Raw genomic sequence first — 12,153 nt, 5'->3', positions numbered from 1 at the left:
CCGCCACCCGATGTACCGCTGGCCGGTGATTGATGCCGTGGCCGTGGCCACGCGCATGCATGCCTTGCCTCCGAAAGCGCTTGGGAGCCTGGGCGGCAGAGCGTTCTGTGCCGGTCAAGGAGGAGCCCGCGCAGCGGGCGGGGGACACGGAGCAGAACGCTCTGCCGCCCAGACTCCCAGGCACTTTCGGTGGCATGTCGTGCACCCGGGTCGCCACGGCCACGGCATCAATCACCGGCCAGCGGTACATCGGGTGGCGGTCGAGCCGGTTGGGCAGACCCTGCCAGTTCGTGGGCACGGGCCAGTCCCACGGAGCGTTGTCTACCGCGCTTGTATCGCCGGGCAGCAACTCAAACAACGCATCCGGCTCTTCGCGCTCGGCGGCACCGAAGTCCTCGTCGCGGTCGAGTCCGAGCAGACTGGCGAGCTGTGCCGTACCGCAGGCCACCGGCTGCAGCCGCCAGCCCAGCACGGCGGCAGCGTAGCGTAGCGCACCGATGGCGTGGCCGACGTCGAGCTGGCAATAGCGAAAGGCGCGTTCACCATATTTCCAGGCTTCGCGCCATTGAATGCTGGTGAGGGCAATGAAGACGCGCGCCGGCGACCTGGCGACGCCCTCCTCCTGTGCGAATGTGGCACGCTGCTCCAGCGCATGCTCGCGCACCGCGTAGTGATGGACCCCATCGGCGATGCCGTCGGCGCTCTGGCAGACCAGCCAGGACTCAAGCGGATGCAGGTTGCCGCTGGAGGGATTCACACGCATGGCCCAGCGGTCCGGCCCGTATTGTTTCCACGCCGACAGCGCAAAGCTGAGTTCGAACAGCAGGCCGATGGCGTCGCGATCCGGCAGGCGCGGTGCGATGCGGCCGGGCTCAAACAGGTCGGCCCAGGGGGTCGCAAGCTCATCGGCCTTCAAGGGCAGCGCGGTCAATGGCGCGCCAACGTAGCGGCGAAATGGGTCCGGCTGGGCGTCCCAGTCCAACGCATCGGGGCCGGCCGCGTAGCCACTCAAACGGTGTTTGGTGCGCTCGTGATAGGACAGCGCCACGGCCACTGCCGGGGCGTCATCGTGAACAGTGAACTCAGACATGCGCGTCCTCCTTGACGGTCTGCGCCAGCGCCAGCAGGCCGCTGGTCTGGTCGGTGATCGCCTGCACGGTGGCGGGCTGCAGCCGGTGCAGCCAGCGCTGCGGCAGCCTGGAGGCACCGCAGCGTGCACCGGCCAGCATGCCGACCAGCGCGCCAGTGGTGTCGGCATCATCGCCCTGATTCACGGTGGCGACCAGCGCGGCCTCAAAGTCCTCGTGCAGCATCAGGAAATGCAACACGGTCTGCACCGTATCCACTACATAAGCGGTGGCGTGGCCACGGTAGGGCGTGAAGCCAAAAGCCGGGTTCTGGGTGATCCAAAGATCGCACCAGTGCCGGCACTCGCAATGCTCGGCGCCATGAAGCAGCAGGCGCAGCAACTGGCCCATGCCCAGCGTGGCCGCGTCGGACAGCGGGTGGTGGTGGGTCAGGTGGGCCTGGGCGATGGACAGGCGCGCAAAGGCGGCATCGTCGCCCAGTGTGGCCAGCACCACGGGCAGGTTGCGCATCAGCGCGCCATTGCCGGCGTCGCCCGGGTTGTACGGGCCGGCCAATGTGTGTTCGTGTAAATACCGCAGGATGCCGCGGCGGCAGGTGTTGCCGCAGTCCACCGGCTTGCCCTGCAACCATTGAACAAAGGCTTGGCCGATGCTGTGCACCAGGGTGTCATCGCCCCGGGCATGCAGGCCGAGTGCGTGCGTGCCGCCCTGCAGCAGCGCACCGCCCAATGCGAGGCTCATCGTCGTGTCGTCGGTGACCTGGCCGCGCGCGAGTTTCAACCAGCCGCCACCGATGATTTCGCGATGCACGCCGTATTGAATGACAATCTCGCGCGGGCGCATGAACTCCACCGTGGCGCCCAGGGCGTCCCCGATGGCCAGGCCCAGGTAGGCGCCGAGAACCTTGTCGAACAGCTCACGCATAACGCGCCACCACCTCATAGTCGCCACCGAGCGCAAGCACCTCCTGCTCGCCTTGCAACACATGGCCCGGCAGCAGGCCGGGAAACACCAGCACCTTGCAGGCTGGCACCTGCACCTCAAAAACCCAGTCGCCAAAACAGGCGGCATCGTCGTACGACAGACTGAAGGACACAAGGTTGTTCAAGCGCACCGTGCAGCACCGGTCCTGCAGGCAGCCGGCAATCAGTTGCTCCTCGCAGCGCGTGCTGCCACGCCACAGCCGCAAGTGCCGCGCAGGCATCGCACTGCCCGGCAGCGGGAAACGGCGCAGCGCCCATTGGCAGAATTCGTATAGCAGGTCCAACTGCTGGTGGATGTTGTTGTTGGTGTGGCGACTGGCGCTTTTCTCCTCCAGGTAAGCCACCCAGGCTGGCGATGGAAAGCGTGCCAGCGGCGCCTTGTGGTAACCGGGGACCAGGCCAAAGCGGCTTTCGACCCAGCCTTTGAGCACCGCGCCAGCCGGGCCATTGGCGTCCATGCCCCAGCCCTGCAGCAGCTTGCGCCAGCTGCTGCGCCAGCGTCTTTGCTCGGCCACGCCCATAGCGGCCAGCTCATGCGGCTCGGGCTGGCGCAGTCCGAACGCGATGGCCAGGTAATGCACAAACATGTCGCGCGCCTCGTTCAGGTCGCGGCTGCGGTCCAGCAGCGCGAACAGGCCCGCTTGGGCCTCGCGCGCGCCGGCGATGGCCAGGCATCGCGGATTGGCATTGAACGCGGTGCTGGCCAGCGCCCGCGCTGGCACACCGACCAGGTTGGTGCTGTACCAGCGGTGGGGCTGGTCAAGTTCATCGTCCACTGCCATGAGCAACTGGGTTTGATCGGATGGATTCCGTCGCGCAGCAGGAAGACACCGATCAAACCGGGCGGTTCTCGTTGGGGTTACGCACCGGGCCCATCAGCGCCAGACCTTCCGCATAGGTGATGGTGTCAAAGGTAATGTCGAATTTGAGCGCAGCGTCCGCCACGGCATCGAGCTTGCCGGCAATATCTTTCTTCTTGAGGTCGTTCTTTTCCAGATAGAACAAGCTCAGCAGTTCGTTATAGACCGTGGATTCGTCGATCGGCAGCACATAGAACATGGCGCCCTTGTACGGCACCTGGTACTTCTTGGACAGATCAATGTTGTTGCAAAACAGGAAATACTTGCCACCCGCGCTGAGCGAGTCGCCCAGCACCTCGGCCACGTCCTTCAGGTGCTCGAAACTCAGCAGGTAGCCGGCAAAGAAGGGCAGGTGCTTTTCCGTAAGCTTGCCGACGGCCATGACCTGGCCACAGAGCAGCTCCGGCGGGCGGGCCTCATCGGCCAGCTTGGGCGCAAAGCGCAAGGCCAATTCGCCGCGAAAGCCGAAGCGACCGGGCTTGGCTGTAGGCGCCTTGAGCAAGGGGTTGAGCAGGCGTCCCTCGGTTTCGAGTCGCGCAAACGCGGTGTCGTCGATCTCTTTACGGGCGAGTGTGGCAGTCATGAAGATTCCTTCGTTGTGGTTGAAATGGTTGAGGTGCTAGGCGGGTTGGGGCCGGTGTTGGTCGTAACGGTGTTCATAGCCACTCTATGAGCAATGACCGTACCAGGCCTATACCGGGCCTGCTGCCCTGCAAACACGACACAAACAGGTCGTTCGGGCCGCCGACACAGGACTTTTTGCGACATGGTGCGCCGTTTTGTCGGGAACTGAACAATGCCGATAAGGCCGCCGCAAAGCCCTGCTCAAACAGCGCTTTCCCTCTGTACAGCGGCCTATTTTCGGCAGCCTGACGAGCGCTACAAAGGCATGGCACGGAAGCTGCAATAGGGAAGAAGCGCGGACACAAGTCCGGCCGATGCGTGACCACAAGAAGAAGACTTACAGGCACGTCAGGCTGACATGGTCGCGGCTACGCAACCTTCGGCTTTTTAACCCTTCCTTAATGGAGCACTGTAATGGCTAAACTTCGGCAAATCGCCTTCTACGGCAAAGGTGGCATCGGCAAATCGACCACTTCACAAAACACCCTGGCAGCGCTCAGCGATCTCGGCCAGAAAATCCTGATCGTCGGCTGCGACCCCAAAGCCGACTCAACGCGGCTGATTCTGCACGCCAAGGCCCAGGACACCATCCTGTCGCTGGCAGCAGAGGCCGGCTCGGTGGAGGATCTGGAGCTCGAAGACGTGATGAAAATTGGCTACAAAGACATCCGTTGCGTCGAGTCCGGTGGCCCCGAGCCAGGCGTGGGCTGCGCCGGCCGCGGCGTCATCACCTCGATCAACTTCCTGGAAGAAAACGGCGCCTACGACGGCGTGGACTATGTGTCCTACGACGTGCTGGGTGACGTGGTGTGTGGCGGCTTTGCCATGCCCATTCGCGAAAACAAGGCGCAGGAAATCTACATTGTCATGTCCGGCGAAATGATGGCCATGTACGCGGCCAACAACATCTCCAAGGGCATTCTGAAATACGCCAACTCCGGTGGTGTGCGTCTGGGTGGCCTGGTGTGTAATGAGCGTCAGACCGACAAGGAATACGAACTGGCCGATGCGCTCGCTGGCATGCTGGGCACCAAGCTGATTCACTTCATCCCCCGCGACAACGTCGTGCAGCACGCTGAACTGCGCCGCATGACCGTGATCGAGTACGCACCTGACTCCAAGCAGGCCGGCGAATACCGCACCCTCGCGTCCAAGATCCACAACAACGCCGGCAACGGCACGATCCCCACCCCGATCACCATGGATCAGCTGGAAGACATGCTGATGGAATTCGGGATCATGGAAGCGATCGACGAGTCGGAAGTCGGCAAGGCCGCCGCAGCCGCCGCCCTGGCTGCCGCCTAAGAGGTACTGAGCCCGGCCTGATTCGCCGCAAGATGAATCGGGTCGGGTCCAAGTGCCAGACAAAAACATTTACCTACTGGAGTTCCCCATGACTGCCACCGTTGAAGAGCGCAAGGCCGCGAACAAGGCCCTGATTGATGAAGTGCTGAAGGCCTATCCCGAAAAGATGGCCAAGCGGCGCGCCAAACACCTGGGTACGTTTGAAGAAGGCAAGCCCGATTGCGGCGTCAAGTCCAATATCAAGTCATTGCCTGGCGTAATGACCATTCGTGGTTGCGCCTACGCCGGCTCCAAAGGCGTGGTGTGGGGCCCGATCAAGGACATGGTCCACATCAGCCACGGACCCGTAGGCTGCGGCCAATACTCGTGGGCTGCGCGCCGTAACTACTACATCGGCACCACCGGCATCGACACCTTTGTCACGATGCAGTTCACCTCCGATTTCCAGGAGAAGGACATTGTCTTCGGTGGCGACAAGAAGCTCGACAAAATCATCGACGAGATCCAGGAACTGTTCCCCCTGAACAAGGGCATCTCGATCCAGTCGGAATGCCCGATCGGCCTGATTGGCGACGACATCGAAGCGGTGTCGAAAAAGAAAAGCAAGGAATACGTTGGCAAGACCATCGTGCCCGTGCGCTGCGAAGGTTTCCGCGGCGTGAGCCAGTCGCTCGGCCACCATCTGGCCAATGATGCGATTCGCGACTGGGTGTTCGACAAGGTCGATCCCAACAAACACCCTGAATTTGTATCGACCCCCTATGACGTGGCCATCATTGGTGACTACAACATCGGTGGCGACGCCTGGTCCAGCCGCATCCTGCTGGAAGAAATGGGGCTGCGCGTTATTTCTCAATGGTCCGGTGACGGCACCATTGGTGAAATCGAGAACACACCCAAGGCCAAGCTCAATGTGCTGCACTGCTACCGTTCGATGAACTACATCAGCCGGCACATGGAAGAGAAGTACGGTATTCCATGGGTGGAATACAACTTTTTTGGCCCGACCATGATCGAGAAGAGCCTGCGCGAAATCGCCAGCCACTTTGACGAAACCATCAAGGCCAAGGCTGAGGTGGTGATTGCCAAGTACAAGCCGCTGATGCAGGCCGTTATCGACAAGTACAAGCCGCGCCTGGAAGGCAAGACCGTCATGCTGTACATCGGGGGCCTGCGCCCGCGGCACGTAATCGGTGCCTACGAAGACCTCGGCATGATCGTGGTCGGTACCGGCTACGAGTTCGGCCACAACGACGACTACCAGCGCACCACCCACTACATCAAGGATGCCACGCTGATCTATGACGACGTCACGGGCTACGAGTTCGAGCACTTCGTCGACAAGGTCAAACCGGATCTGGTCGGCTCCGGCATCAAAGAGAAGTACGTGTTCCAGAAGATGGGCGTGCCTTTCCGCCAGATGCACAGCTGGGACTACTCCGGTCCGTACCACGGTTATGACGGCTTTGCCATCTTTGCCCGTGACATGGACATGGCCATTTCCAGCCCGATCTGGGGCCTGACCAAGGCACCTTGGAAGAAAGCAGCCTGAACCCCGGGGCCGGTGTCTACCGGTCTCCTTTTCTGACTAACCGCAAACTTTTGGAGCCAGCCATGCCTCAATCAGCCGCCAAGATCATCGACCACGAACTGCTGTTCCGTGAACCCGAGTACAAAGAACTCCTCAAGAACAAGAAAGAGTTCGAATTCAACCACTCTGACGAGAGCATCAAGTCGATCGTCGAATGGACCAAGACCGAAGACTACAAGCAAAAGAACTTCGCCCGTGATTCATTGACCGTCAATCCGGCCAAGGCGTGCCAGCCGCTGGGCGCTGTTTATGTTGCCAACGGCTTTGCCAAAACACTGAGCTTTGTGCACGGCAGCCAGGGCTGCGTGGCCTACTACCGCTCGCATTTCTCCCGTCACTTCAAAGAGCCGACCTCCTGCGTCAGCTCCTCGATGACGGAAGATGCCGCCGTGTTCGGTGGCTTGAACAACATGGTTGATGGCCTGGCCAACGCCTACAGCTTGTACAAGCCCGACATGATTGCGGTATCGACCACCTGCATGGCGGAAGTGATTGGTGACGACGTGGACGCCTTCATCAAGACCAGCAAGCAAAAAGGCAGCATCCCCGACGAGTTCGACGTGCCATTCGCCCACACGCCAGCGTTTGTCGGCAGCCACATCACCGGCTACGACAATGCCTTGCTGGGCATCCTGCGCCACTTCTGGGACGGCAAGGCCAAAACCACCGAACCCCTGGTGCGCGTGCCTGATGACAGCATCAACTTCATCGGAGGCTTTGATGGTTTCGTGGTCGGCAACATGAAAGAAATCCGCCGGATTTTCGATCTGTTCGGCGTCAAAGTGAACATCATCTGCGACCCGTCCGGCAACTGGAATACGCCGACGGATGGCGAGTTCCGCATGTACGCCGGCGGCACCACCAAGGAAGAAGTGGTCGCAGCGTTGCACGCCAAAGCCACCATCGTGTTCCAGGAATACTGCTGCGAGAAAACATCCAAGTTCATCGCCGAGCACGGCCAGGAAGTTGTGATTCTCAATGCGCCGGTTGGTGTGGCGGGCACCGACAAGTTCCTGATGGAAATATCGCGTCTGACCGGCAAGCCGATTCCCGCTGTGCTGGAAAAGGAACGCGGTGAAGTGGTTGATGCCATGGCCGACAGCCAGGCTCACCTGCATGGCAAACGCTTCGCACTGTACGGTGACCCGGACCAGATGCTGGGCTACGCCGCATTCCTGCTGGAGCTCGGTGCCGAGCCCGCCCACGTCGTGTCCACCAATGGCGGCAAAGAGTGGGAGATCAAGATGCAAGCCCTGTTTGACTCGTCGCCTTACGGCAAGGGTTGCAAGTCGTATCCCAAGCGCGACCTCTGGCACTTGCGTTCGCTGCTGTTCACGGAGCCAGTGGACTTCATGATCGGCAACACCTACGGCAAGTTCCTGGAACGCGACACCAAGACGCCGCTGGTGCGCCTGGTGTTCCCGATCTTTGATCGTCACCACTACCACCGCTACGCCACCTGGGGCTATGACGGCGCGATGCGCGTGCTGGTGATGCTGCTGGATGAATTCTTCGAGGCGCTCGATGGCAACACCATGGAGATCGCGAAGACCGACTACAGCTACGACATCATTCGTTGACCTGCCATGGACGCCACCTACATCAAAACCACGCTCGACGGTCGCCGGGTCGAAGTGATCGACGGCTGGGTCTGTCTGGGTGGCGTGTGTGAGGCCGACAGTTTGATTCCGATGGACGAGCACCCGAACCGCCAGGCCATCATCAAGGCAGTGCCTGGTGCCACCCATGTTAGCGGGCGCCTGCCGTTGACGCTGGCCGAGGCCGCCATGGCGCAAAACGCCTTGTCGGCGGCGCAGCGGGCGTTTGACGCCAGCCCGGCCGGCATCACGCAGCGCCTGCGCCGCGCGGTGTGGGTCAAGGCCAGCCAGGAAGGCGTGGAATAAATCCGGCATCCTCTCAATCTGGGAGTCTGCGCATTACCGACCCGAGCGGCACGAACGAACCCGACCATGTTGTCCCGCATGCAATATGACATTCTGCAGACCAGCGGGCAGCTCGTCGGCGCCCTGCTGACCGAGATGCAGAGCGAAGAAGAGCTGTTCGCCAGCGCCAACACCTTGCAGCGCGTCGAGGCCCACCTGCTCGTCATCGCGCAGACCCTGGCCCATTTGCCCGAGCCGCTGCGCCGGCGCCTGGTCCAGATCGACTGGCATGGCTGGCAATGCCTGCGGCAACTGCTGGAGCAAGACATCCAGCCGCGCCGCGAGGAGGTTTGGTATGGCGTGCGCGCCCTGGTGCCGGCCACGCTGGAACTGATCGCGCAATTGCGCCGCCGCGAGCCAGTGTGGTTCGAGATCGGCTATTGAGACCAAGGAAATTCATGAAAATTGCCGTTGCCACCAAGGACCACTGGAGCCAGGTCAGCGGCCACGCCGGCCAGGCCCGCGACTGGCTCGTGTTCGACTGCCAGCCCGGCTCGCCGCTGCCCGAACCCCAGCGCATCGCGCTGACCAAGGAGCAACTGCCGCACCACTTTCAAGACACCGCGCCGCACCCGCTGCACGGCGTCGAGATCATGATCGCCGCCAGCGCGGGCGACGGCTACATCCGCCACATGGAGAAATGGGGCGCCCGGGTCGTGCTGACGGGCGAGACCGCGCCTTTGATCGCGCTGCAAAAAATCATGACCGGAGAAGCGCTGGCCGATACCCGCTTCGACCTCACCACCACCCTGTGCAAGCTGCGCGATCTGTTCTCGCTTGTGGATGGTATGGTCAGGTCATGAAAACACAAATTGATCACCTGGTCGTCGTGGCGCAAACACTGGAGCTTGGGGTGCAGTGGTGCGAGGCCACGATCGGCATCACGCCCGGCCCGGGCGGCGAACATGCGCAGTATGGCACCCACAACCGCCTGTTCAAGATAGCGACGCCGGCCAACCCGCTGGCCTATCTTGAAATCATCGCGATCAATCCAGAGGCCAAACGGCCGGCCAGCGCAACAGCCAAGCGCTGGTTTGACATGGACGACCCGGCGCTGCAAGCCGCCGTTGCCATCGAGCCGCGTCTGGTGCATTTTGTGGCCAACACCAGCGACATCCAGGCCGCGCGTGCCGCCCTGAAAGCGCAAGGCATTGATCGCGGGCCGGTCGTACAAGCCAGCCGCCATTCGCGCAAGGGCGTTTTGCAGTGGCAGATCAGCGTGCGCGAGGACGGCCAGCGCCTGTTCAACGGCGCGCTGCCCAGCCTGATTCAATGGGGCAAACCCGACGCCGCCGAACCGCTGCGCCTGCACCCCCGCAACAGCCTGCCGCGCTCGGGCGTGACGCTGCAAGGCATTGCCGTCACGCATCCGACGGCGGTCAAGCTGCAAGCCGCTTTCGACGCCATCGGGCTCGCCGGCATTGCAGTGGAGACTGGGCCGGCCAATATCACGGCGACCCTGCATACACCCAAGGGAATTGTTGAGTTGCAGAGTCACGGGGTTTAGTGGCTTGGCCGTGTGAATCATCGGTATGGGGTGCGGCCCGCCCATGGCTCTAGCGATTGGAACTGTTCAGGCACAGCCTCTTGGGCTATAGTGCTTGCACATAAAAAGTGTCGGGAAAGTGAATCCGGCAGGAGCACCAAGTGGTCATCGATCAGCTACAGGATATAAAGGGACGGCAATGAAATTCATCTTTCGAAAAGATACGCGGCAAGCCAAGTCGGCATGCGCCTTGCCGCTGATAGAAGCGTTTGTAGCCGGAGGCGGAATTCAGGGTTGTCGGGCTGGACAGGCTCGACTTGCCAGAATATTTGACGAGCTATATCGTTAGGCGTCACAGGAATCATCTATGTCCGTCCCCAGTGGAAAAATACGCTGCCATGGCTGCGACTACGAAGGTGTCGTTCAACATCGTCCCGTTACGCTGCAATACGCTCTCCCGGATGGAGACTCCGTTCAGGGACATCGAGAGTTCGGATGGTGCAACGTCTGCGACGGAATTCGTGATGTTGAATCGCGGTTGGACAAGAGTGCTCTTCAATCCGAGTTGCAAGCTTTGGCACCGCAACGTGGTCTTGGCGGGATATTTAAGAGCGCAGTAGACCGTGCGTTGGGCGGTGGCACCGATACCAGTACCGAAGATCGTGAACGATTGAAGGGCCTGCTTCGAGTCGCGCAGCTTCGGAGTTCTCCACCACGCTGCCTAAACTGCGGGTCAACTTCCGTTCAGCGGCTTGCCTTTGATGACGAAGGAAACTGCCCGGGCTTTCAACACCATTGCGGCGGCCACCTATATCGCCTACCCGGAGATCCGAACGCACCGAGATTCTCCTACAGACCAGAAGTAATTCCGCTTGACGTAGACGGGAATCGATTTGACAGGGCGGCCGACTACGGAAATGAGTTTTTCTCGTACTTGGTCGACGATTGGCAGTTCCGAGAAGAATACGCGCAAGCGTTCCTGAACGAATATGGCGCCGAACTATCGCGTTTACACGATCAAGGATTGAGACGACTCGACGCTTCATTCGACCTATCAAGGCCCGAGAATCGACTCCGCGCCGCTGAAATGCCAGACCCGAGGGCATTCGCTCTTGTTGGCCAAGCGTTTACTGCATACGCGAACGACCTCCAGAAGGGCAAGCATCGCGGCACACCAGTCGAAATCGCGATTTGGGCTATTCTTTGGAATCGCAGTGACTTATTAGGAACGCTTAATCCGGCGCTTGCAAAATACATTGACGATAATCAAGATACTGTCTTCAAGTCAATCTACGAGACAGCTTTCAAGGAGTGATGCGGTGACGTTTAACCCTTTTGCTCAAGCGGAGCGCCAACGGCAGGCCACCAGGCACGGGCTGGTGGTACGCGGTTCATTTTTACCAGCCTGGGGCTGGCGTCCTGCCGTCGTCGCGCGCTTTGCTCGAACGTAGGGCCTTCATTCGATGAGCACTCTGACCGATATCCTGAAATCCGTGCTGCCAACCAAATGGTCCCAATGGACGGCAGGCCTATCCATGCCCCTTCTGCCAGTTTCATTTTTTCTGCCGGAGTTTCTGCAGAAGCTAAACATGCCAGTGACAACCCAAGCAGAACTGCCAGTCCGAATAGCGGCAACAACCACCGTAGGGCTAGTCGCAGCCATGCTGGTTCTGGTTCTGGTCCTACATCACTATCGTTCATCCGTTGTGTCTCATGGTCCAAAAGAAATTGTTCCTGAACCAGGCAACCCATTTCTGAGCGTTCTTGCACTCATTGCGAGATATCACTCGCAAGAAATCCCCGCCACTCCAGCGCTCATTGCAACCGAACTGGGCTTAGACCCTGAAATCACTCTTGCGCATATGTGGAAGTACCACAACAAGCAGTTCATCACATTCGCTAACGGCGGCAAAAAGCCGGACATCAACACGTCCTTTTTTCTTAGTCCAAACGCATGGCAACACATCAAAGTTGTTCGCGCCTAAGTCGCCCTAACCGGTCGGCCAAGGTAGACCCCTTCGGGTCCGCTTGCCTTCGTCAGAGGCTTTTTCACTGGATCACGGCTTATGGGTGTCCGAGAAACTGGATACGTTCCACTGTGCCATCGCCAAAGGCGCGATGTGGCGCACCTACGAATAGCCGATCATCTTAGTCACTAACAAGCTATGTCTTTGCATTTTGTGAGAAGAATTCAATGCAAACCGGCCATGGCTGGAATGATGTTGAAGCGGGTGAGAGAGCAAGCGGCGGCGATGGCGGCGCGACCCAAACAG

13 protein-coding genes are annotated in these 12,153 nt (G+C 60.3%); 9 read left to right on the top strand and 4 right to left on the bottom strand.

What is annotated here, in order from left to right:
* The 4 genes from WA157_RS04800 to WA157_RS04785 form a co-directional block, all read right to left on the bottom strand.
* A partial coding sequence (locus WA157_RS04800; protein WP_422619884.1) for a SagB/ThcOx family dehydrogenase occupies positions 1-1,090 on the bottom strand: 1,090 nt, incomplete at its 3' end.
* Positions 1,083-2,012 carry an ADP-ribosyl-[dinitrogen reductase] hydrolase gene (gene draG / locus WA157_RS04795; protein ID WP_422619883.1) on the bottom strand — a complete coding sequence of 310 codons (930 nt, stop codon included), beginning with the start codon at positions 2,010-2,012 and terminating at the stop codon, positions 1,083-1,085. The genes WA157_RS04800 and draG, both read right to left, overlap by 8 nt.
* On the bottom strand, positions 2,005-2,853 hold the full coding sequence (locus tag WA157_RS04790) for an NAD(+)--dinitrogen-reductase ADP-D-ribosyltransferase (protein ID WP_422619882.1): 849 nt from the start codon (positions 2,851-2,853) through the stop codon (positions 2,005-2,007). The genes draG and WA157_RS04790 overlap by 8 nt, the downstream gene beginning before the upstream one ends.
* Before the next feature lie 52 nt (positions 2,854-2,905).
* Positions 2,906-3,514, bottom strand: coding sequence for a hypothetical protein (locus tag WA157_RS04785; RefSeq protein ID WP_422619881.1), 609 nt, complete (start codon positions 3,512-3,514; stop codon positions 2,906-2,908).
* A gap of 455 nt (positions 3,515-3,969) precedes the next feature.
* On the opposite strand from WA157_RS04785, the gene nifH reads away from it, so the two are divergent.
* The 9 genes from nifH (at position 3,970) to WA157_RS04740 (ending at position 11,865) form a co-directional block, all read left to right on the top strand.
* Positions 3,970-4,860, top strand: a complete 891-nt coding sequence (nifH, locus tag WA157_RS04780) for a nitrogenase iron protein (RefSeq protein WP_422619880.1) — start codon at positions 3,970-3,972, stop codon at positions 4,858-4,860.
* An 88-nt stretch (positions 4,861-4,948) separates the two neighbouring features.
* Complete coding sequence (nifD, locus tag WA157_RS04775) at positions 4,949-6,412, top strand: nitrogenase molybdenum-iron protein alpha chain (protein WP_422619879.1); 1,464 nt, start codon at positions 4,949-4,951, stop codon at positions 6,410-6,412.
* Positions 6,413-6,474: 62 nt separating this feature from the next.
* Positions 6,475-8,031 (top strand): nitrogenase molybdenum-iron protein subunit beta, encoded by a 1,557-nt coding sequence (nifK, locus tag WA157_RS04770; protein WP_422619878.1) that lies wholly within the window; start codon positions 6,475-6,477, stop codon positions 8,029-8,031.
* Between the two features lie 6 nt (positions 8,032-8,037).
* On the top strand, positions 8,038-8,355 hold the full coding sequence (locus WA157_RS04765) for a hypothetical protein (protein ID WP_422619877.1): 318 nt from the start codon (positions 8,038-8,040) through the stop codon (positions 8,353-8,355).
* Between the two features lie 66 nt (positions 8,356-8,421).
* On the top strand, positions 8,422-8,778 hold the full coding sequence (locus WA157_RS04760; RefSeq protein ID WP_422619876.1) for a hypothetical protein: 357 nt from the start codon (positions 8,422-8,424) through the stop codon (positions 8,776-8,778).
* 14 nt (positions 8,779-8,792) lie between these two features.
* Positions 8,793-9,197 carry a NifB/NifX family molybdenum-iron cluster-binding protein gene (locus WA157_RS04755; RefSeq protein ID WP_422619875.1) on the top strand — a complete coding sequence of 135 codons (405 nt, stop codon included), beginning with the start codon at positions 8,793-8,795 and terminating at the stop codon, positions 9,195-9,197.
* The gene (locus tag WA157_RS04750; RefSeq protein WP_422619874.1) at positions 9,194-9,901 is read left to right on the top strand and encodes a VOC family protein; all 708 of its coding nucleotides are present in this window, start codon (positions 9,194-9,196) and stop codon (positions 9,899-9,901) included. The genes WA157_RS04755 and WA157_RS04750 overlap by 4 nt, the downstream gene beginning before the upstream one ends.
* 346 nt (positions 9,902-10,247) lie before the next feature.
* The gene (locus WA157_RS04745; RefSeq protein ID WP_422619873.1) at positions 10,248-11,195 is read left to right on the top strand and encodes a hypothetical protein; all 948 of its coding nucleotides are present in this window, start codon (positions 10,248-10,250) and stop codon (positions 11,193-11,195) included.
* Between the two features lie 148 nt (positions 11,196-11,343).
* Positions 11,344-11,865 carry a hypothetical protein gene (locus tag WA157_RS04740; RefSeq protein ID WP_422619872.1) on the top strand — a complete coding sequence of 174 codons (522 nt, stop codon included), beginning with the start codon at positions 11,344-11,346 and terminating at the stop codon, positions 11,863-11,865.
* Positions 11,866-12,153 lie beyond the last annotated feature (288 nt).

The organism is Rhodoferax ferrireducens, assembly GCF_049302455.1.
Lineage (GTDB): Bacteria > Pseudomonadota > Gammaproteobacteria > Burkholderiales > Burkholderiaceae_C > Rhodoferax > Rhodoferax ferrireducens_B.
The sequence above is the reverse complement of the archived record's forward strand: the minus strand, read 5'-3'. Positions and strand labels throughout refer to the sequence as shown.

Coding starts and splice junctions, on each gene's coding strand:
- nifH (WP_422619880.1), top strand. CDS start 3,970: ATGGCTAAACTTCGGCAAATCGCCTTCTACGGCAAAGGTGGCATCGGC.
- WA157_RS04760 (WP_422619876.1), top strand. CDS start 8,422: ATGTTGTCCCGCATGCAATATGACATTCTGCAGACCAGCGGGCAGCTC.
- WA157_RS04785 (WP_422619881.1), bottom strand. CDS start 3,514: ATGACTGCCACACTCGCCCGTAAAGAGATCGACGACACCGCGTTTGCG.
- draG (WP_422619883.1), bottom strand. CDS start 2,012: ATGCGTGAGCTGTTCGACAAGGTTCTCGGCGCCTACCTGGGCCTGGCC.
- WA157_RS04740 (WP_422619872.1), top strand. CDS start 11,344: ATGAGCACTCTGACCGATATCCTGAAATCCGTGCTGCCAACCAAATGG.
- WA157_RS04755 (WP_422619875.1), top strand. CDS start 8,793: ATGAAAATTGCCGTTGCCACCAAGGACCACTGGAGCCAGGTCAGCGGC.
- WA157_RS04765 (WP_422619877.1), top strand. CDS start 8,038: ATGGACGCCACCTACATCAAAACCACGCTCGACGGTCGCCGGGTCGAA.
- WA157_RS04790 (WP_422619882.1), bottom strand. CDS start 2,853: ATGGCAGTGGACGATGAACTTGACCAGCCCCACCGCTGGTACAGCACC.
- WA157_RS04750 (WP_422619874.1), top strand. CDS start 9,194: ATGAAAACACAAATTGATCACCTGGTCGTCGTGGCGCAAACACTGGAG.
- nifK (WP_422619878.1), top strand. CDS start 6,475: ATGCCTCAATCAGCCGCCAAGATCATCGACCACGAACTGCTGTTCCGT.
- nifD (WP_422619879.1), top strand. CDS start 4,949: ATGACTGCCACCGTTGAAGAGCGCAAGGCCGCGAACAAGGCCCTGATT.
- WA157_RS04745 (WP_422619873.1), top strand. CDS start 10,248: ATGTCCGTCCCCAGTGGAAAAATACGCTGCCATGGCTGCGACTACGAA.